The organism is Arachidicoccus rhizosphaerae, from assembly GCF_900107765.1.
Lineage (GTDB): Bacteria > Bacteroidota > Bacteroidia > Chitinophagales > Chitinophagaceae > Arachidicoccus > Arachidicoccus rhizosphaerae.
The window spans coordinates 98,190-119,576 of the sequence record NZ_FNQY01000014.1; the positions used below are offsets into that span (position 1 = coordinate 98,190).

The following is a 21,387-nucleotide window of genomic DNA, read 5'->3' on the forward strand; positions in this document are numbered from 1 at the left end:
TAACTTGAATAATTTAAAATTTGTGGATGGGGCACCGCATAAAAAAGTAGCAGTTTTACCGCAACCGATTTTCGCAAGGCAGGGGTGGTATTCACCCAGGTTGATGTAACTTGGGCAGCTGGTATATAAATTAAGGGTAACTTAGTTGATAACCGGACAGGTATTCATCCTCAATCAGCAGGTCTTTATTTTATCTGAACCCACAAGAGGGCAAAAATAGAAATCATAAAAAGTGAACGGGTCTAGGATTACAAACTTCTGATAAAAACTGCGGTTATATGTGTAATTGCCTGATTGCTATTTAGTTAATATATATTTATTTGCCTTCGTTGCTAAATATTTATTTTGTCATCAACAGCTATGTGCAAATAAATTGGGGGCAATCAGTGATTGTTATAAATTCGCAATTGAAACATTGAAATTTTAATATTTACTGTGATACGGCAACTCCAAATCAGCAATTACGCCATTATTGACCATATAGAGGTTAATTTCCAGGCAGGTCTAAATATCATTACCGGTGAAACAGGTGCCGGTAAGAGTATCCTGATGGGTGCGCTCAGCCTGATCCTGGGTGCCCGGGCAGATACATCTGTATTAAAATCAGCAGATAAAAAATGCGTGGTGGAATGCTCCTTTGGGGTCAGTGGCCAAAAAACCATTGACCAGTATTTGGAAGCGGCAGAATTAAAAGAACCGGGAGAGCTGATTGTGCGCAGGGAAATTGCCGCCTCCGGCAAGTCCCGCGCTTTTATCAACGATACGCCTGTCACCTTGCAACAGTTAAAGGAACTGGCTGTATTATTAGTAGACCAGCATCAGCAATTTGATACCCTGCAACTGGGAGAAAGTGATTTTCAGCGGCAGGTGGTGGATGCGCTGGCCGGTAATAAAACAAAGATTGCCGGATTTCAGGAAACCTTTAAAAATTTACAGGCTGTCCGGACAAAACTAGTCCGGCTGGAACAGGAAAAAGCCAGTTTTGATAAGGAAGCCGATTTTAATCAGTATTTATTTGATGAGCTCACAGAGCTGAATCTGCAAAAAGGAGAACTGGAAGAGCTGGACAGTGAACTGAACCTGCTCTCCAATGCGGAAGAAATTAAGCGCGCACTTGCAGAGACCACAGGCATGCTGTCGGAAGGAGAGCAGCCGGTGGTGCAGACCCTCAGGCAGCTGTGCAGCAAGCTGGATCATTACAGGTCTTACCATGAGGCGCTCTCGGAGTTATCAGGCAGATTAAAGAGTACGCAGATTGAACTTCAGGATATTGCCCAGGAACTGGAAAGCTTAAGTGATCATTTTAACCCCGATCAGGAAAGAATAAGTGTTATTCAGGAAAGACTGGATAAAGGATATAAACTCTTTAAAAAGCATAACGTATCCACTACGGATGAGCTACTGGATATTCAGGCTGACCTGCAAAGTAAACTAGACGGCGTGCTGGACACGCAGTCGCAGATTGAAGCTTTAAGGGAAGAAGAAAAGAAATTACTGGCAGAAGCGCTTAAACAGGCTCAGGCCATCACTAAGGCCAGGCAGGCAGAGGTTGAACCTTTACAGGAAGCGGTGAATAAAAGACTGGCCAGTGTAGGTATGCCCGCCGCCAGAATACAGGTGAATATCATCCAGGAAGCCGACTTAAATGCATTTGGTCAGGACCTGGTAGAGTTTTTATTTGATGCGAATAAAAGCGGCAAGTTTGAACCTATCAGAAAAGTAGCCAGTGGCGGGGAATTAAGTCGTCTCATGCTCTGTATCAAGTCTCTGGTAGCGCAATCGGTGGAGCTACCCACCCTGATCTTTGATGAGATCGACACGGGTATTTCCGGAGAAGCGGCTAAACAGGTCGGTATTATTATGAAAGAGCTTTCTGAGAAAATACAGGTAATCGCCATTACTCATCAACCGCAGATTGCGGCCAGGGCAGCCCACCACCTGTATGTCTTTAAGCGTCCTGAACCGGACGCCTCCATCAGAACGGATGTCCGTTCTTTAGCAAAAGATGAAAGAATACTCACCATTGCACAGATGCTGGGCGGAGAAAAACCAAGTACTGCCGCTATGCAGAGTGCCCGGGAGATGATAGAGTCTTATTAGTTCAGCCGGACCGGTAGTCTTATATAACGAAGCGTCCCTTTGAGTTATCCAATGGATACATCATAGGGACGCTTTTATTGTACAAGGTCATTATATAGCTATAGCTGAATCCGGAAAGGCGCTACCGGTAAACCCTGCCCCGACACAAGATTACCCAGCCTTGTGTTGGTAAAACCATATTCTACCAGTTTAGGCGCGGACACGTCCTTACTAGAAACAGTGATGCTGCCATCCTTTTCAATTTTAAGATTGGCCGGATATAGGTGGCCGTCGCTGCCTGCAATAAAGAGCTGCTGCACGTCACCGGACTTTACCTTTAAGCCGCCGGCCGCATCTGAAAACCGGATCTGAACCCTGGCGCCGTTCAGGGTATATCCCGCCAAAACAGGAGATTTTGGAAAATCACCTGTTAATTGATAATGGTCGCTGAGTGCCATATTGGCCAGGCGCGCTCCTACATCGTATTTATCATGGGGATGGATATCATTCGTGTCGCTGACCAGGTCCGCAGTTACGACCATGCCGGTATGAGGCAGCTGAAGTGCCTGGGCCTGCTGATCTCTGAGTTCTGCTCCATTATTTGCGCCGTAATGATAAGGAGCGATCTGTACAAAGTAAAAGGGGAAGTCCTGATTCCAGCGGGCCCTCCAGGAACGAATCATGGTTTTAAAGAGCTGTCCGTAGCTTTGATAGGTCTCCACATTAGACTCTCCCTGATACCAGATGGTGCCGGCAATGGCAAAATTAGTCAGGGGATAAATCATGCCATTATAGGCCCTGCCTGCGAGAATAGGCCAGCCCACGGAAGGTTTAAGTTTCTCCTGCCAGCTGTGTAAAAACGGGTTTTCATTAACGAGCTCAGCCGGTGTCCAGACTTCGGCCGGGGTGCCGCCCCAGTTGGAAGAGATCAGTCCGATGGGGACATGTAGATTTTTATTTAGTTTCTTCCCGAAAAAATAAGCGACAGCACTAAAATCTTTTACAGTATTGGAATCGCAGGACGACCAGCTGCCCGGCAGGTCTTCCTGCGGGGTAACGCCTGTTGTTTTAGGAACCTGGAAAAAATGGAGATTATACTGCTGGCAGCTGTCAAAATCAATTTGAATATCTTTTGTCTTGCGCCAGTTATAGGTGAATTCCATATTAGACTGTCCGGAACATACCCAGACTTCCCCTAACCAGACGTCGCTGAGCCGAATATGATTATGCGCATCAAAATCAATGGTATAAGGTCCGCCTGCAGCAGGCGTATGCAGGGTGATCAACCATTTTCCATCAGGATTTGCTCTTACCTGGATGCTGTCCTTTTGCCAGGAGGGCCAGATAGATAGTTTTTCATTTGGGGAGGCCCAGCCCCAAAGCTGGATATCTGATTTTTGTTGTAAAACGACGCCGCTGGATAATATATTGGGTAAACGGATCGCTGCGTTTGCACAGCTAAAAAGACCAAGGAGCAGGAAGGTGGCTAATAATCCTTTAAGACTATATCGCATAGTAAAAGGGGTGTTTAATGAGTAAATTAATTTATAAATGGCTACCTGTCATTGCATTCATGCAAAAACAGGTAGCTAAATTACAAAAAAATAAGGGCGTTAGGGGTTAAGATCGCAGAACTTTATCAGGGTTGGATAATTTTGTATAACTCTTTTTCCAATCCATATAACCTTTGATACATAGCAGGGTGGTGACAGCCGATAAAATAGCGTAACCAGGCATGCTTCTATCCAGCATTAGAATAATGGAAGCACCATTGATAAAGAACCAGTAGACCCAGGCGGACAGGACTTTTCTGGCTTCCATATAGGTTGCACTAAAACTAAAAACGGTAATAACGGCGTCAAAATAAGGTCTGGGAGAATCAGTCAGGTGCTGAGAGATCCTGCCAAGTATGGCTATACAAATAAGGCAGATGACTATATTGATAAGATGAGACTTCCGGGGCCAGGTGGAAACGGGGAGCTCCGCCTTCTGGGTAGAGGGCTGCCCTGGCAGCTGCTTTTTGGCATGTATCCAGTGATACCAGCCATAAAATCCCATGATGACGTAATAGAAGTTAAGCCCGGCTTCCAGATAGATCTTCGCATGGATACAGGAGCAGATATACAGCGCACTGCCAATAATGCCGCAGATCCAACACAGAATATGCTGTCGGATGATAAAAATGACATATAAAAGCCCGAAGGCTACGGAGGTATATTCAATCCATTGAAACAAGTCCATATTGTCTATTAATAAGCCTTATTTTAAAATAGACATCTCTTTATTAGGGTGAGAAGGTGAGAAACGGTATAAATAAACTAAATCAGGATAAGGTAATACTGGGGGGAACCGGAAGAGGGAGCTTAGTGTATGTTTTCATGGAACAATTCCATTAAAACGCTCTTTACATCGATTCCTACGCAGATATTATCCTGATCAGGTTTTGCGGGTTTGATTCTCAGCCGTTTTATCCACAGCTCCCCGAGATGTTCTGGCTGCAAGATAGGCAAATATTGCGGAGTTCAGTTATACAAGTTGATGGCAGGTTATAGGTTATATTGTATTCCGATTCCAAATTTTTGACCATAAACGATTTTTAGAGTCAAAATCTTGAAATCAAAAATGGACAATAAACTACAGTTATTGTCCATTTTTGGTATAGAGATTTTGGTTTTCCGGATATTTTAGGATACTCCATTACCGTGTAACCGGCTATGATGGCATCTTAACCATGGGCATTTGTTGTCTACATAGAATCTAAACCAACCTGTTTATAAGTGCCTTTATTGAAAATTAATTATAACACAGTGATGGGATCCTTACTAATTTATCCGATCAGTGAGGAACCCATGAGTACTATAATTTAATCATTTTTAATTTGCTGATTACCAAATTATTTTGGTGGAGGTTTAAGAAATATATCCCTTTAGCCAGGTAAGATAGGTTGATCTGCCATTGTTGTTTTCCTCCGGATAAAGTAACAGATTTCACCTTTTGACCGCTGGCACTTATAATATCCAGGGTGATGAGGTTTTGAACCACCTTGGGAGCGGATATATTAAGTTGGTTTTGAATAGGGTTTGGATACAGGCGCCAGGCCTCAGTTGCATCTGTATTTGTTTTTTTAGCCTGAATAATCTGGCTATAATCATCCGTACCGCCGATCGACTTTTCAAGCTTTAACCGGTAGTAATTGATGCCTGTTTGCGCCCCTTGATCCAGATAGGTATAATTTAGCTGATCAGCCGATTGGGACAAGGCTACAGAGCCAATGTCTGTAAAGGTCTTTCCGTCCTGACTGCGTTGTACGGTAAATGATTTTACAGCGTCTTTGATACCCAGCTGCCAACTCAGCTGAATGCCCTGCGTTACAACCTCAGCTTTGAATACCGGGAAGGTAACCGGCAGGGTAATGGCAGTGGCAGGCGCTACTGTTATATCATCCAGGAAAAAGTATATATCAGCTTCCCCGTTTTTCTGCTCAATTCTGAATTCGTCAATGTTTTGCCATTTTGAGTCCGTCAGATTGACCTTCATGGGCGTAAGGTTCGTTGTCGTAAATGACTGGGTGACCACCTGAGCACCATCTAAGTAGCCTTCAGCCAGCCAGGTCGTTGATCCCGCATCGATGGAAAAGGAAGATAGGGCAAAGTGCACAGTGGTAGCATCCGTATTTTTCATCACGAAGGTTTTGCCTACATTATATGCCCCATATACATTAAGCGCATGATCTTTTCCACCATTTGCCAAATCCGTTCCTCCGTTTGCCAGCGTATTATTGGTGACATCCAGAAAGTTGGTCGTCGCGTCGGCGTACGCTCCGTTATTGTCTAAAATGCCCATGCTCCAATTGCCAATTATTCGGGGGTTAGTGGAGCCTTGATTATATCCATTGGAATTTACGGTTATTTCATCAAAATTTTCGGAGGACTGTGCCTGTGTCAGGACTGGTATACTGCAAATGACAATGAGATATAACCACATTAAGTGTTTCATCGGTTAAAATTTCCTTGGTTCTTTATAAAATGAAATGATTGAATTATTTGATAGAAGCGTCATTTTAATAGGGAGGTTGTTCTTCTAATAGGTACGGTTATTTAATCTAAGATTATGATTAATATTTAATTATTATTTAGAAAGTCACCAATTTTTGCATTATTATCCCCAAATTTTATATCTGAAAAATATAAGATTCGTTTATTAACGGTGGTAGAAATGTCAGTTTTCAACCAATCCCATTTATAAATACCAAATTTAAAGTAAGGGCCTGTCTGGTCATTATAATAATTGGGGCCGGCTTTGGTGTAAAATTTACTTCCGTCTTTCCAGACTTCAATCAAGCCATCATTTTTATAGGAGAATATAATATGAAAGATCCACTGTGTCCATTTCCCATTCTCCACGTTCCCGAAATTAACGGACGATTTACCTGTTACATTGTCATTGTCATTCACCGCCTGGGTGGCCCAACGTGTAGCTAATTGATACTTGCCGTTTTGGATCTCCAGGGCAATGGGTGGAGACCGGTAGTCTTCGCCCAGAGAAAAATCCGGGGTGGCATGCCATTGGGCTACGATTTCGGGTAAAGAATCCGCTACAAATGAGGCGGGAAGCCAGATATTAAAGGCATACCATCTTTCAACGGGTACACTTTTCTCTGCACGAAAAAAAACTTCTGCTCTTTTACCATTTTCAACCGTTGGATCCGTTTTCTGTAAGGTAAAGCAAATAGAAGGTCTTCCATTAAATGGAACAAATCTGGAATATACCACGGATTGATCCGTCGCTGCCTGTATACCACTTCCGGCGTCATACAGTCTGAAATTAGACACCTGTCCATTTACTGCATTATAACCGGGAATGAATAAGACCAATAATAATAACCACTTAAGCATACTTAACTTTTTAAATAAAAATTCTAAAACCATAACAACTTTATATCTGTCAATAAATAAGAATACATTTTTTCGTATAGGTCTGCCCCCGGTCATCATAACGAGTAACCATAAAGCGATATCGCCCCAATGTTCACAGGTAAGCTGATAACCAGGGATATCCGTTTTCAGGCCAATATTACGACGCCTCTTATTGCCTTTTTTTCAGGCAAAGCCTTGCCTCTGCTACTTATTGTAAAAATTACATTTAAAATAAGTAGCAACTGATTGATAATCCAATTTATCTTTGGACGCTTTAAATATCGTCCTCTGAAACTTTAACCTTGTCCGCAAAACCCGGTGCTTAAGATATTATGTACCCGCAAAATAAACGGCCGATTGAATATGAATCGTCTCACAGATAGGCAAATCCCTATCCGCGGGATAAGTCATATTGTAAAATCATCTCCCGATTTATTGCCATAAAATCTCCTACCCAAAGGCTAATCCTATATTTGTCATCTAATTTTCTAAAGGGTTTTTTAGTCAGCATACGAATTAACTAAGGATTAATTCGGCTTAACTTCTTCATATATCCATTTTGGATTTTAGCTATGCTCAACAGATTTTTCCAAACGAGATATATTCCCTCTGCGTTTAACATACATCATGCCATCTTCTATAAAAAACCTGCGATTATTACTATTTGCAGCCAGCAAGTTTTGTGTTGAGCCAATCAGATTTTCATATCTGATTAATTATAAACAGTCTTTAATGAAAAATTAAATCGTTATTTTTTTTAAAAAAATATCTGAGAAAAATAAAAAAATAAATGGGCTCAATTTTTTTGTTACGTGCAAGGCAAATCCCACGGATTACGTACTTTTCAAGCATTTTGAAATTTTCTTTTTTACTTTTTGTTCGGAAAAAAAACCTGTTGAAAGTGGGTAACCTTCCTAATGCCTTATCAGTTAGCCAACTAGGTTTTCGGTCTCGTCTATTTGACAAGACACTGGTCATTTTTGCCAAAAAAGGCACCTCATTTTCCCTTCTGAGGCGCTACCTGAAAGAGGTCAATTCATAAGCATTGAAAATCAATTTAAAATAGGAGAGATAAATCGCTCAGTTGCCTTTTCTGAATAAAAACCGGAACATTTGATCCGGTTTTAAGTAGTTGCCCTGACTCCTTTATAGTTGTACTGAGGTCGGTCGCGCCGTGCACTGGCATTTTTCTTTTTGCAGAACCCCGGCCGGGCACTGGCAAAAGATCGCTTTGCAATAGTCCGTTCAGCGTTTTTATAAGCGGTTGATTATTCATTAAATATTTATTTTTTTATCATTTTTGACTGGTGGAATGGCCAGAAATCGCCGTTTTACGCTGCTCCAGCTTCCGGTTCAGGAATAAAACTCACACATAAGTCCGACAAATTAGGCCCGATTGACGCCTTATATATGTAAAATTCTTTACTTTGTGGTTTCAATAATAGCTATCTTTAAAAGAAGTCATACTAATATTTAAATTTTAACCCATGTCGCATAACCTATTAAAAGGAAAGAAAGGAATCATTTTCGGTGCTTTAAATGAACAGTCATTAGCCTGGCAGACTGCTTTAAAGTGTCATGAGGAAGGAGCACAAATCGTACTTACCAATGCACCCATAGCACTTAGAATGGGAGAGATCAATAAACTGGCTGAAGCTATTAATGCCCCGATTATCGGAGCTGACGTGACTAAAATGGAAGATTTGGCTGCACTTATTGATCAGTCAATGGAGCATTTTGGCGGTAAGATTGATTTTATCTTACACAGTGTCGGCATGAGTATGAATATCCGTAAAGGCAATCCATATACCCATCTGAACCATGAATGGGAGCTGAAGACCCTGGATATTTCCGCAGTAAGTTTCCACCGGGTGTTACAGGTGGCTTATGAAAAAGATGCGCTGAATGAGTGGGCCAGTGTTGTGGCGCTGACTTATATTGCCGCACAAAGAGTATTCCCGGATTATAATGAAATGGCAGATGCCAAGTCCCTTTTGGAGAGCATTGCCAGAAGCTTTGGATACCACTATGGAATCAAAAACAAGGTACGCGTAAATACCATTTCTCAGTCTCCGACCAGAACAACGGCCGGTAGCGGCGTAAAAGGTTTTGACGGCTTTATTAACTTCTCTGAAGCCATGAGCCCACTGGGCAATGCTTCTGCTGAAGCCTTTGCCGGTTATTGCGTGACCTTATTTAGTGACCTGACTAAATACGTGACCATGCAGAACCTGTATCATGACGGAGGCTATAGTTCAACAGGTGTCACTCAGCCAGTTGTAGATAAAATGGCCAGCGAATAAAAAAATAAGCGCCTGACTAATCCATAAAATGGTCAGGTAGTCAGATAACAATGCCGGAGCATATTTAATCAGGTCCTGGGCCTGATTAAATGTATTCCGGCATTGCCCTTTGTATGGGGCTTATAACATTAGTCAAAAAAAAACATGCACTGTGATTATTCAATGCATGCTTTGATCTTTTTACTATAGTCCGCTGATTCTCTTAGAACTCACAGTTCTTAGGCGTTCTGGCAAAAGGTATCACGTCACGGATATTACTCATGCCGGTAACAAACAGCACCATTCTTTCAAAACCCAGACCGAAGCCGGCGTGCGGAACAGACCCAAAGCGTCTGGTATCTAAATACCATTCCATTTCTTTGACCGGTACATTCATTTCCTGCATCCTGGTTTGCAGCTTATCTAAGCGTTCTTCTCTTTGAGAACCACCTACGATTTCCCCGATACCGGGAGCCAGGATATCCATAGCGGCGACGGTTTTGCCATCGTCGTTCTGGCGCATATAGAAGGCCTTGATATCCTTAGGGTAATTGGTAACGATAACCGGTCTTTTATAATGCTTTTCTACCAGGTAGCGTTCATGTTCACTCTGCAGATCAATGCCCCACTTAACCTCATATTTGAATTTCTTCTTTTTATAGGCAGGGGAGGCCAGCAGCACCTCGATGGCTTCTGTATAGGTAATTCTTTCAAAACGATTGTCCAGGACAAACTGCAGCTTTTCAAGCAGACCCTGTTCAGAGCGCTGCGCCTGAGGAAGCGCTTTTTCTTCCTCTTTCAGGCGGTTGTCTAAAAATGCCAGATCCTCGGCATTATGATCCATGACGTAACGGATCAGGTATTGTATAAATGCTTCGGCCAGATCCATATTGTCCTGAATGTCATAGAAGGCCATTTCCGGTTCAATCATCCAGAACTCCGCTAAGTGACGGGTGGTGTTGGAGTTTTCTGCTCTGAAGGTCGGTCCGAAAGTGTAGATGTCTCCCAGGGCGGTGGCGGCGAGCTCTCCTTCCAGCTGACCGGATACCGTCAGATTGGTGCTCTTGCCGAAAAAATCCTGGCTAAAATCGATGTTTCCGTTTTCAGTCCTGGGCAGGTTTTCCAGCGGTAGAGTGCTGACCTGGAACATTTCACCTGCGCCCTCTGCATCACTGGAGGTAATGATAGGGGTGTGCAGATACACAAAGCCTTTTTCATTAAAAAACTGGTGTATGGCAAAGGCCAGGGAATGACGGATTCTGAATACCGCGCTGAAGGTGCTGGTTCTGAATCTTAAATGAGCGATTTCCCTTAAAAATTCCAAACTGTGCTTTTTGGGTTGCAGCGGATATTTCTCGCTGTCGCTGTCGCCCAGTATCTCAATGGCCGATGCCTTGACTTCTGCCTTTTGGCCTTTACCCAGTGAAGGCACAAGAGTGCCCGTTACCTTAAGAGCAGCGCCAGTGGTGATGCGTTTTAAGGTGGCTTCATCCAGTAATCCGAGTTCAACAACGATTTGCAGATTATTAATAGAGCTACCGTCATTAAGGGCTATAAACTGATTATTGCGGAAGGTACGTACCCATCCCATTACAATTACCTCTTGTCCAGTAGGCTCGGTTGAAAGTAGAGCCTTGATCTTTGTTCTGTTGTTAAACATCTGAATATTTAAATTAATACGGTTTAAGGCTGCAAAGATAACTTAATTCTGCGCTTTGTCGGTGAGATTAAACGGATTCACCTAATCTTTGCCATAAAATAAGGAGCATAGATTAGTTTCTTTTGTAGATCAATGACTTGTAAGCTTTCTTGCTGGTGTTGTCCGGGTTATGACAACTGCTGCGCTAACTGATAAAGTCCCCGGAAGCCGTAGGCTTCCGGGGACTTTATCAGCGGCCAGGTAATCGGCCCTTGCTTTAGGGCAACCGTTTGCATGGGACAGTTTTATAGATTTGACGTAACTTCCCACTTATTAATCATTCCTAAAATAAGTATGCAAAAACTGGTTTTGGCAGGTGCGTTTAGCCTTCTGGCCACTATGGCCATGGGACAATATGCGAATAGCGGTAGTCAAAAGCTTAAAAAAGCAGGTTCAGAAATTGGAAATCCCGGAGCCGTGATGGATTACCGGGTCAGTAAATCTTCCTGGAATCCCGATAGTCTGGGCAACCATAGAATCCTCGTTCAGGTGAGCCGCCAGGGCGCGGTAGCCAGGGTGGATATACCCTGGAGAAGAAGAGATGAGGACCCGGCCGCTAAAGGTATAATCGTAGTAGATGGTCAAACCGGCCAGGTCATTCAAAACAATCTGGCAGCAGATTTTACCAGAAGCAGCGGCACGGTATATTTTGAGCCGGTATCAGGTCCCGGTTCCTATTATATTTATTATATGCCTTATCATTTAAAAGGCACCTATTATCCAAGTACCCAGTATTTAGCCGCCGGCAATCAGGCGGATGCCGCCTGGCTTCAGCAGGCGCAGCGTAATAAGGACATGATTAAAGCTACAGCCGTCAGCATCGAATCGGTGGACGCATTTAATCAGTATGGTCCCATGGAAGTCATATCGACGCCTAAGGAAGCAGCTGCGTTGATTGCTAAAAATCAGGGGGAAGCCTTTTTGGTTTTCCCGGAAGACAGAATGCATCCTATTCGTATGACCAGGGATTTGCCGTACCGCTGGATTCAAAAAGGCCCTTCTTCTACGTTTAAAGACACAGCGGACAGAGCAGAGAACTTTGCCTATCAGTTAGGGATATATGCCCATAAACAGGATTTAGCCGACGTAAAAGTGCAGTTTTCAGATCTTACCACCAGTAACGGTAAGACTATAGCCCGTTCTGCTATTACCTGCATTAATAATACCGGCGTGAACTGGATCGGGCAGCGGGAGTCTTTTACGGTAAACGTTCCTAGAGGGCGGGTGCAGTCCCTTTGGTGTACAGTAGCTGTACCGGAAAATGCAGCGCCCGGACTTTATAAAGGAACAGCGAAGATCCTGACGGCAGACGCCGGCAGTAAAACGATTCAGATTCAGTTGGAAGTAAAAGCAAGGCTGGCTAAGGATCATGGGGTGGATGAGCCCTGGAAGCAAACAAGGCTCGCCTGGCTGAACTCTACCCTGGCAGAGAAAAATACCGTGATTGCCCCTTATACGCCTTTAAAAAAGACAGGTAACAGTATTGATCTTTTAGGCAGGGAACTGGATGTGGCCAGGACTGGTTTTCCGGCCCAGATCAAAAGCTTCTTTGACTCCAGAATGACCTCCATTGTGGATTCCGGCAGGAACTTATTTACAGAGCCTGTTCATTTTCATTTTAATAAGGCAGACGGTAAAGAGGTAAAGTTCTCCTCCGGCGCTATTGATTATACGGAAAATTCAGAAGGGACGGTTGCCTGGCAGGTGGATAACAGCTCCAGTGAGCTGGATATGCTGGTCAAAGGTGCTTTGGAGTTTGACGGTTTTGTAAACTATACGGTCAAAGTGACGGCGCTTAAGGATGTGGACTTTAAAAATATCTCGCTGCATTTACCCATGGTGCCTGCTGCCACTAAATATATACTGGGACTCGGATTTGAAGGGCAGAAGACTCCTGGTGAAGTAGACTGGAAATGGCAGGTAGCCACCAAAAACCAGGATGGCGCCTGGCTGGGAGATGTAAATGCAGGGTTGCAATACTCTTTAAGGGATGAGCATTATGTAAGACCGCTCAATACCAATTTTTATCTGCAAAAGCCTTTACTGTTGCCGGTCTCCTGGGGCAATGAAGGGAAAGGGGGTGTTAAAATGGGTATGAAAGGAGCCGCTTACCTGGTAGATAACTATACCGGGGCCAGAAGCCTTAAAAAAGGGGATACACTCTATTTTAATTTCAGGCTGTTGATTACTCCTTTTCATACATTGGATACCAAAGATCATTTTGCCAACAGGTATATCCATAAGTATTTAAACACGGACACCGCAAAAGCACTCGGTGCAACGGTGATCAATATACATCAGGGAACGCCGATCAATCCCTATATCAACTATCCATTTATCCGGACCCGTGAAATGAAGGCTTATATTGACAGCGCACATAAGGACGGTATGAAAGTAAAGATCTATAATACGGTCAGAGAGCTATCCAATAGGGCTTATGAGCTGCCTGCCTTGTTCAGCCTGGGCCATGAGATTTATTCAGCCGGCAAAGGCGGCGGTTATTCCTGGCTCAGGGAGCATCTGGATCAGGATTATATAGCCGCCTGGTATACGCCGGAAGAGAAAGACGCCGCTATCGTTAACAGCGGCATGAGCCGCTGGCATAACTACTATGTGGAAGGCATGAACTGGCTGACCAAAAATATCGGCATTGACGGGGTGTATCTGGATGATGTGGCCTTTGACAGGGATATCATGAAAAGAATCAAAAGAGTCCTGACCAGTGATAACCACCCGGGCTTAATTGATCTGCACTCCGCCAGCCAATATGATAAAGCAGACGGATATATTAACAGCGCCATGTTGTACATGGAGCTCTTTCCTTATCTGAACAGACTCTGGTTCGGAGAGAAATTTGATTATGAAAACACTTCCAGTGATTATTACCTGACTGAGATGTCCGGTATCCCTTTTGGTCTGATGGGTGAGATGCTGGAACATGACGGTAACCCATGGCGCGGTATGGTATACGGGATGACAGACCGCCTGTTATGGTCCGAGTCAGCCGATCCCAGACCTTTATGGAAGGAGTGGGATGAATTTGGCATTAAAGACGCCGCAATGATTGGTTACTGGGCTACGGATAATCCGGTGACGACGGATAATGATAAGGTCCTGGCTACCGTTTATCAGAAAAAAGGTAAAGTACTGATTTCTATTGCCAGCTGGGCTCCTGAGTCAACGGATATTCATCTGAAAATCGACTGGAAGGCATTAGGTCTCAATCCGTCAAGTGCCATTCTTAAAGCACCTGCTATTGATAAGTTTCAGCAGGAACGCAGTTTTGATGTAAATGGAGCGATTCCGGTCGCACCTAGTAAAGGCTGGCTGTTGGAACTGTCCGCCGAGTAGCGGGTTTTGGTTGATGGATGAGTCCATACTTGTAAGATTAAAAAGCGCCGGTTCTTAGCTCAGGCAAGAGACCGGCGCTTTTTCTTTGGCGTTACTGGGCTGGTTAAAAAAGAAAAGGAGCTAAAGGCCTGAGGGTCAAGAAAAGATAAGTGGATATCAGGCCGCTTCACCCGGACCTTACCTTTCCAGGGAGATAGTAGGTGTAGTGTACTTGGTGGCAGGGGTAATCTTTGAATTGTTTAACTTTGCCACTATGGAAAGCTTAGAAACAATACAAGAGTATTATGAGGCAACCTGCAGGAGTATGCCCCTGGATTTGCAAAGAGGCAGCGGGCTCACGCGGCATTTTAATGTGTTTTTGCGTAATAATTGCTTCAAGACCCTGCCTTTTATCCGAAGAGATTATTATAAAATATGCCTCTGTAAAGGCAATGCCATTCTGTTTACAGAGAAGGGTGAGGTCGAAGTAAAAACGCCCACTTTATTTTTTTCAAGCCCAAGGGTCAGGTTTGGCTGGCGAAATATCTCTGAGGAACAACAAGGCTATGTCTGTGTTTTTAATGAAGTCTTTGTGACACCCGGTATAAGAGCGGATCTTAAAAGGCTGCATCAGGTTTTTGAAAAGGATATTTACCCGCTGGTGCCGCTTACAGAAGCGCAATATGAACAATTAGCTGGCTATTTTGGTTCAATGGCCAGTGAATATAAAGAGTGCTATGCCTTTAAGGATGAGCTTATCAGGCATCTGTTGAAGGTGATCATCCTCACAGGGATTAAAATCAGGGGAGAACTGGCGCCTGTGGATAATCAGGAAAGAAAAGATTTTCAGGTAGGCAGATTTTTGGATTTGCTGGATAGTCAGTTCCCAATTGATTCTCCCCGTAATACCATTGATCTTAAAACGCCGGCAGATTTTGCCGGCCGGCTTAATATTCATATCAATCATTTAAATCATCTCATTAAGTTGCACACGGGTAAGACAACGGGGCAGTTGATTGCTGAAAAGAAAATAGCGGAGGCCTTATCCCTGCTTAAAAATACCGACTGGACGGTTCAGGAGATCAGCGCCAGTCTGGGTTTTGAATACCCTCAGTATTTTAATCTGTTTTTCAAACGCCAGACCGGGAAAAACCCTAAAGCTTACAGGTCGCGCTTGGTCGCTCACATTTGATTTGTATAATAATTACTTTGATTTCCTTATTTTTTACTATGCAAAGGCTGTTTAATTTTGCCTTTTAATTTAATTAGTATGAGGCAGATTGTTGAAAGTAACAGTAAGGCGAGCACGATTATCGCATTTTCCCTGATTCCACTCTCGGGACTGGCCACAGATATTTATATCCCGTCACTTCCGGATATGGCTACCGCGTTTCAGGTTGGATCTGTCAGTATCCAACAGACCCTGATTCTTTTTTTGATCAGTTACGGGGTGATTCAGTTTTTTGCAGGCAGTGTTCTGGATAGTTTTGGCCGGTACAGAATCGGTTTAATCTCTTTGTTTGTGTTTGCAATCAGTAACCTGTTTATCATTCATACCAGGAGCCTGGAGATGATTTATGCCATGCGTATTGTCCAAGGGGCATCTACGGCGTTTATCGTTGTGGGTAAACGCGCCTTCTTTGTAGATGTCTTTACAGGGGAAAAACAAAAGCACTATACGAGTCTGCTTACCATCGTATGGGCGACGGCGCCCATTACAGCACCCTTCCTGGGCGGGTTTCTGCAAACCAGTTTTGGATGGACCTCCAATTTTTATCTGCTGGGCGCTTACGGGGCGGTGATGCTGGTGCTGGAACTTATTTACGGCGGAGAAACACTGCGTTATCCGGTGGCCTTCAAAGGGAAAAAGATTGTAGAAGTCTATAAAAAACTTATCGGCACCTTTGATTTTAGTTTGGGCATCTTAGTGCTGGGTATCTGTTATTCCATGGTGATGGTTTTCGGGATGTCTGTCCCCTTTATTGTGGAACATAAATATCATCTTTCACCGGTTATCACCGGTTATTGTGCACTGCTGTCCGGGTTGGCCATGTTTTTTGGTGGCATTATCGGAAAAATGCTTAAAAAAGGATCGATTCCTGTAAATGCCAGCAGGGCTAACGGGCTTCAGGTGACTCTGATATTATTATTTATGGTTTCCTCTTCCCTGTTTAATCAGCTGCCACTCATGATGGTATTTGTGGTACTGATCCATATGATGGTCGGTTTGATTTATAACCTGTTTTTTACCTATTGCGTGACAAGGTTCCCTAAAAATGCCGGGATGGCCAGTGGGATTACAAGTGGAGGATCCTATATGGTGACTTCTGTTGTCAGCACTGCAGTGCTGGCTATTATCCATGTTACCGGTGAAGCTACACTGGCCATTGGATATTTAATACTTGGGGTGCTGGCCGCACTGGTATTGCTGTCGATCCGTATCAATGCTAAAAGTGGACAGAAGAAATTGGCGATTCAGGCTTAAGGCCAGCGGATTTATCAAGGCAAATCAGGAAGGAAAAGGCAATTATATAAAATATATTACCTTTTAATAATATACATGATATTGTAAATTATGACTAATCCGGCCAATATTTATAATATGTAAAGTGAAACGCTCATAATATGTAAAGTGAAATACTCATAATATGTAAAGTTGTAGTTTAATAAATTTACTAGTAATTTATTATATATATTTATAATTTATTATGTCTTAGTCCTAAAATTTGATTAGAGTCCTCGGGATTCATATTAAGAAGAGGCTTGAAGGCACGCCGTAAAAAAGAATGCTTCGTTATAATTTTCAGAAAGCTGGCTGTGGGGGGATAAAGATCAATAGGGTGCCATGATGGCCTATGATTGCTGTACTGTTTATCGAAAGAAATGATAGAAATTGCTCAAGTAATGGTTAGGTTTGAACAGTGGCTGCGGATAAAATACTCTGATATGAACTTTTTTAATTTAATAATTATACGTGAAAATTTCACATATTTATTGCAGATTAAAAAAAGATCGGTATTTTGCGTGAAATTTTCACGTATATGTTAGTAAGGTTTGTTTTGGAAAACATGTTCTCATTTGAAAAACGTAAGGAATTTTCGACTATAGCCAATAGTCGATTAAAAACTTTGCATGATCATATTTATAATATAGATAACTTTCAAATTCTTAAATTATCTTCTGTTTATGGAGCAAATGGTTCCGGAAAATCAAACTTAATAAAATCCTTAGATTATTTAAAACGATTAGTTACTCGGGATGAAATGCCCTTAAAATATAAAAATACCCGTTTCAAATTTACCGATAATAAAAAGCAGATTTTAGTTATTGAGTTTATTCAAAATCAGAAAGGTTTTTTATATGGACTTGAAATAGTTGATAATAAAATAATGACTGAGGAATTATATATTTCGGGACTTGGGAAAAATGAGGATTTCCTTCTTTATGAACGTAAGATGGAGAATGGAAAAACCCAAATAAAATTTTTTGATGATTTTGAAAAAGATGAAAAAAGCAAGGTTATTAAAGAGGTATTAATTGAAGAATTCGTAAGAATTGATAGGCCAATAATCAAATTATTGGCAAACCGAGAAAATGAAAATTTAAGAGAAATTAAAAATGCATTTGGGTGGTTTACTGAAACTTTACAGATAATTACGCCTGATTCTAAGCCAATTGCATTAGCACACAGAATTGAAATAGATAAATCCTTTAAAGAGTTTGCAGAAGATTTAATGCGTACCTTTAATATAGGTATAAAGGCACTTAATACAGAAAGAACAAGTATATACGATTTTTTTGGCCAAGATAATTCAAATGAAATCGATGACCTGATATCAAGATTAGAGAAAACTAAGAACAAAATCATAGGTTTACGAACAAGAAAGGGAGAAGAAATAATAGTTGCAAAAGAAGGTGAAGATTATATCGTTAAAATATTAGAAATTGAACACGAGGCAAACAATATTACTAAACCATTTTCTTTGGAAGAAGAGTCGGATGGTACTATTCGATTGTTAGATTTTGTTCCTGCCTTTAAAAATATTCTATTCGATGATAAAGTCATTTTTGTAGATGAAATCGAAAGGAGTATTCACCCCTTATTGATAAAGGAATTGATTAGGAAGTTTTCAGAGCAAAAGGAAACTAAAGGACAATTGATATTCACTACGCACGAATCAAATTTGCTTGACCAAAGTATATTTAGACAAGATGAAATTTGGTTTTCTGAAAAGGATTTTGAAGGAGCTACTGATATTTATTCTTTAAGTGACTTTAAAGAGCATAAAACAATTGATATTCGCAAAGGTTATTTAAATGGGAGATATGGTTCAATACCATTCTTAGGCAATTTGAAAGATTTAAACTGGGTTGATTATGATATTAACGAATAGGCTTTTTGAACGTAATGTGCCCAGCAGAAATGCAAAGTCAATTTTTATTTTTTGTGAGGGACGTCGTCGAGAATATGATTACTTCAAATATTTCAAAGAAAAAGATTCAAGAATTAATATAGAAATTCATAAAATAGCCCCTGATGATAATAATTCTCCAGAAGGGTTATTTGATATTGCAGTCAATGCATTTTGCCCAATTGAAGAAAAGGGCTATAAGCCTAAATACGATTTAATTGAGGGTGATGAAGTGTGGATTGTACTTGATACGTAAGCGTTCGGCGAGAACCGTCATTGTCATTAAATACCCGGGATTTACTTTTGCCATCTAAAATTGATAATTATGACAAAGGTAAATCGGGAAGAAGTTATGGCGTTAATCAACAGCAAGCCTGATGGGCAGCGAGTCAAGAATTTCTGCGCAGAAAAGGGAATCACTGAAACGTTTTATTACTACTGGCGCAATAAATTAAACAAGAGTAAATCAGATAGTGTATCTGCCGGATTTATTCCCGTTCGTATTAAGGATATCTCTCAAAACGGGCACCTATTGGCGAGTATTGATTTACCGGGAAAAGCCGTGATCCATGTGTATGATGCGACAGTTATAGCTGCGCTCATGCATATTTTATAGCCGTGTGCTCCGGAGACTGTCTGATTGCAGATTTATCAGCTCTGCTCCAGTGATGCGGCAAAAGCTCTTTGATATTTTTCTGTTTATGTGTACTGATACGACTGATGACATCCTTTAGATATTCATAGGGATCTACGCTGTATTCCTTACAGCATGCCATTAGCGAATACATCAAAGCGATCCGTTCAGCGCCATGATGCGATCCGGCGAACAGGTAGTTCTTGCGACCTAAGGCTAAACTTCTTATGAGGGATTCGATTCCATTATTATCTATGGGGATAAATGTATAATGAGTATAGGTCAATAACTTATCCCAACGGCTCAATGCATAATGTATAGCTTTACCGATAGGTGAGTCCGGCAACACCTGCGAAGCATTGGCTATCAGCCATTGTTTCAGTTCTTTAAGGATAGGCAGAGCCCTGGTCTCCCGCACTTCCACAATTTGTTTATCATTTAACTGCTGTTCTTTGATCTCCCGCTCAATATGATAGACCTTCTGGATCTCTGTCATATAATGATTAGCCCTCACCGGGTCATATGGTAACGCTTTTTCGAAGTACCTTCTTGAATGGGCGTGACAATGCACCAGGGTAATATCTTCCCTGCCGCCTACACGCGCATCCTCATAACAGGTGTAACCATCTACCTGCAAAAATCCCCGATAATCCTCCAGCATCTCTATCGGCCCCGATTTATCCCGGCCTCGCCGGTAATCAAACAGTACCAGACGCTTCTGAGGGTGTCGGTAGACCCACATCCAGCCGCGGTGTGTTTTACCTTTTTTGTCGCTATCCAGTACCCGTATATGGCTCTCATCCGCCTGAAGGACTGGACCGGATAAAACTTCTGTTTTCAGTGCATCCATCAGTGGCGCAAGCATTACATGGATACTGTCCATCCAGCCGTTGACAGTTCCGGCAGCCAGTTCGACGCCCAGATAAGCAAAGCGCTTCAACTGCCTGTCTATGGGCATATGATACAGAAACTTGTCTACAGCAATAGCTGCCAGCAGGCCTGCTTCAGGAATACCTTTCTCAATGGGTCCCTGCACCGATTCTGCCTGTACAATATGACGTACACGTGTCTGTTCGTCTATCTGGATATACTTTGGATAAACATACCTGTTAACGGTCAGTTTGGAGGGTTGATAATCCAGCCGCTCTGTTACGTCCTGGCCGATTTGAACATAACCGGTCAGATCCATCTGTGGCTCTTGCGTAATGGTATTTCTTTCTAAATGAGCCGGGAATGGGTTGCGGCCAGGGCGGACATACATTTTCTTTACAGGTGCGGGCTTTTGCTTTTCACCAACAGTCGTCACCCCTTTTACTTCAATATTACCAATCTCCTCTAAGGCAAACAAAATAGGCACCTGGCCAGCAGCGTTGGCTAAAGGAATGAACCGTTCCGTTTTGGAACCATAGATCACCCTGTTCTGCTCGTCAATAATTCTTTTCTGTTCTTCTACCTTAAGCTTAAGACCTTTGTTCTCGTCCAGCAAAGCAGCATTCTCTGCCCGCAGCGTCTTTACTTCTGCGGTCAGCTCATCTACTCTTTTGATCAGCGCATGAACAATATTTATGAGGTCCTTACTCATATTGCAAATATATGTAATATAAATTATCTAATCAAAATATTATACCACATTTTTTATTGAAAAACGCTTCTTTTTTCTATAGCGTTCCAACACCACACCACTGATCATTAATTGCAACTCGTATGCTTCTATCTGTCCATTAGGCGGTACGGCAAATGTACCTTTTACGAGGCGTTTGTGGAAAATCTCAAAGCCATCCTCTGACCACCGAAGCAACTTACACTGATTTTTTCGTTTGTTGATAAATATAAAAATATCTCCCGACAATAAATTTCCCTCCATATGGGCATTCACAATGCCACCGAGCCGATCGAAGCTGTATCGCATATTGCAGGCGTCTTGATAAACGTAGTAGCGGCAAGTATTTGAATAAGAGATCATATTCCAATAATTAGCCGGCAAATCTAATCTAGCTACTCATAAAGGCAATGACGGTTCTAGCCGAACGCTTAC

At 42.3% G+C, this 21,387-nt stretch carries 15 protein-coding genes and 1 riboswitch; of the genes, 8 read left to right on the top strand and 7 right to left on the bottom strand.

Annotated elements, in window-relative coordinates:
• Positions 1–435 precede the first annotated feature (435 nt).
• The gene (gene recN / locus BLU80_RS12750; protein WP_091399034.1) at positions 436–2,100 is read left to right on the top strand and encodes a DNA repair protein RecN; all 1,665 of its coding nucleotides are present in this window, start codon (positions 436–438) and stop codon (positions 2,098–2,100) included.
• Positions 2,101–2,198: 98 nt separating this feature from the next.
• Here the strand turns inward: recN and BLU80_RS12755 are convergent, their stop codons facing one another.
• The 4 genes from BLU80_RS12755 to BLU80_RS12770 form a co-directional block, all read right to left on the bottom strand.
• On the bottom strand, positions 2,199–3,593 hold the full coding sequence (locus BLU80_RS12755; RefSeq protein ID WP_091399037.1) for a sialate O-acetylesterase: 1,395 nt from the start codon (positions 3,591–3,593) through the stop codon (positions 2,199–2,201).
• A gap of 106 nt (positions 3,594–3,699) precedes the next feature.
• Positions 3,700–4,320 carry a nicotinamide riboside transporter PnuC gene (pnuC, locus tag BLU80_RS12760; RefSeq protein ID WP_091399041.1) on the bottom strand — a complete coding sequence of 207 codons (621 nt, stop codon included), beginning with the start codon at positions 4,318–4,320 and terminating at the stop codon, positions 3,700–3,702.
• A gap of 154 nt (positions 4,321–4,474) precedes the next feature.
• Positions 4,475–4,573, bottom strand: a riboswitch (TPP riboswitch).
• 362 nt (positions 4,574–4,935) lie between these two features.
• Positions 4,936–6,075: a T9SS type A sorting domain-containing protein gene (locus BLU80_RS12765; protein WP_091399044.1), complete on the bottom strand. Its 1,140-nt coding sequence runs from the start codon at positions 6,073–6,075 to the stop codon at positions 4,936–4,938.
• A 125-nt stretch (positions 6,076–6,200) separates the two neighbouring features.
• Complete coding sequence (locus BLU80_RS12770) at positions 6,201–6,974, bottom strand: polysaccharide lyase family 20 protein (protein ID WP_170831235.1); 774 nt, start codon at positions 6,972–6,974, stop codon at positions 6,201–6,203.
• A gap of 1,508 nt (positions 6,975–8,482) precedes the next feature.
• Here BLU80_RS12770 and BLU80_RS12780 point away from each other — a divergent pair.
• Positions 8,483–9,298, top strand: a complete 816-nt coding sequence (locus BLU80_RS12780; RefSeq protein WP_091399057.1) for an enoyl-ACP reductase FabI — start codon at positions 8,483–8,485, stop codon at positions 9,296–9,298.
• 202 nt (positions 9,299–9,500) lie between these two features.
• Here the strand turns inward: BLU80_RS12780 and asnS are convergent, their stop codons facing one another.
• Positions 9,501–10,937, bottom strand: coding sequence for an asparagine--tRNA ligase (gene asnS, locus BLU80_RS12785; protein ID WP_091399059.1), 1,437 nt, complete (start codon positions 10,935–10,937; stop codon positions 9,501–9,503).
• Between the two features lie 333 nt (positions 10,938–11,270).
• On the opposite strand from asnS, the gene BLU80_RS12790 reads away from it, so the two are divergent.
• The 6 genes from BLU80_RS12790 (at position 11,271) to tnpA (ending at position 19,334) form a co-directional block, all read left to right on the top strand.
• On the top strand, positions 11,271–14,327 hold the full coding sequence (locus BLU80_RS12790) for a glycoside hydrolase domain-containing protein (RefSeq protein WP_244518902.1): 3,057 nt from the start codon (positions 11,271–11,273) through the stop codon (positions 14,325–14,327).
• A gap of 253 nt (positions 14,328–14,580) precedes the next feature.
• Entirely contained in the window at positions 14,581–15,498 is a 918-nt protein-coding gene (locus tag BLU80_RS12795; protein ID WP_091399062.1) for a helix-turn-helix domain-containing protein, read from the top strand.
• Positions 15,499–15,576: 78 nt separating this feature from the next.
• The gene (locus tag BLU80_RS12800; RefSeq protein ID WP_091399066.1) at positions 15,577–16,791 is read left to right on the top strand and encodes an MFS transporter; all 1,215 of its coding nucleotides are present in this window, start codon (positions 15,577–15,579) and stop codon (positions 16,789–16,791) included.
• 583 nt (positions 16,792–17,374) lie between these two features.
• A complete protein-coding gene (locus BLU80_RS12805) occupies positions 17,375–18,700 on the top strand; it encodes an AAA family ATPase (protein ID WP_211481835.1) in 1,326 nt (441 codons plus the stop codon).
• Complete coding sequence (locus BLU80_RS12810) at positions 18,684–18,974, top strand: RloB domain-containing protein (RefSeq protein WP_091399072.1); 291 nt, start codon at positions 18,684–18,686, stop codon at positions 18,972–18,974. The genes BLU80_RS12805 and BLU80_RS12810 overlap by 17 nt, the downstream gene beginning before the upstream one ends.
• A 69-nt stretch (positions 18,975–19,043) precedes the next feature.
• Positions 19,044–19,334 (top strand): IS66 family insertion sequence element accessory protein TnpA, encoded by a 291-nt coding sequence (gene tnpA, locus BLU80_RS12815; RefSeq protein WP_091395897.1) that lies wholly within the window; start codon positions 19,044–19,046, stop codon positions 19,332–19,334.
• On the opposite strand, the gene tnpC is transcribed toward tnpA, so the two are convergent.
• Together tnpC and tnpB are read right to left on the bottom strand one after the other, a co-directional pair.
• Complete coding sequence (tnpC, locus tag BLU80_RS12820; RefSeq protein WP_091395900.1) at positions 19,318–20,934, bottom strand: IS66 family transposase; 1,617 nt, start codon at positions 20,932–20,934, stop codon at positions 19,318–19,320. The two genes, tnpA and tnpC, sit on opposite strands and share 17 nt — an antisense overlap.
• A 39-nt stretch (positions 20,935–20,973) precedes the next feature.
• Positions 20,974–21,315, bottom strand: coding sequence for an IS66 family insertion sequence element accessory protein TnpB (gene tnpB, locus BLU80_RS12825; protein ID WP_091395903.1), 342 nt, complete (start codon positions 21,313–21,315; stop codon positions 20,974–20,976).
• Positions 21,316–21,387 lie beyond the last annotated feature (72 nt).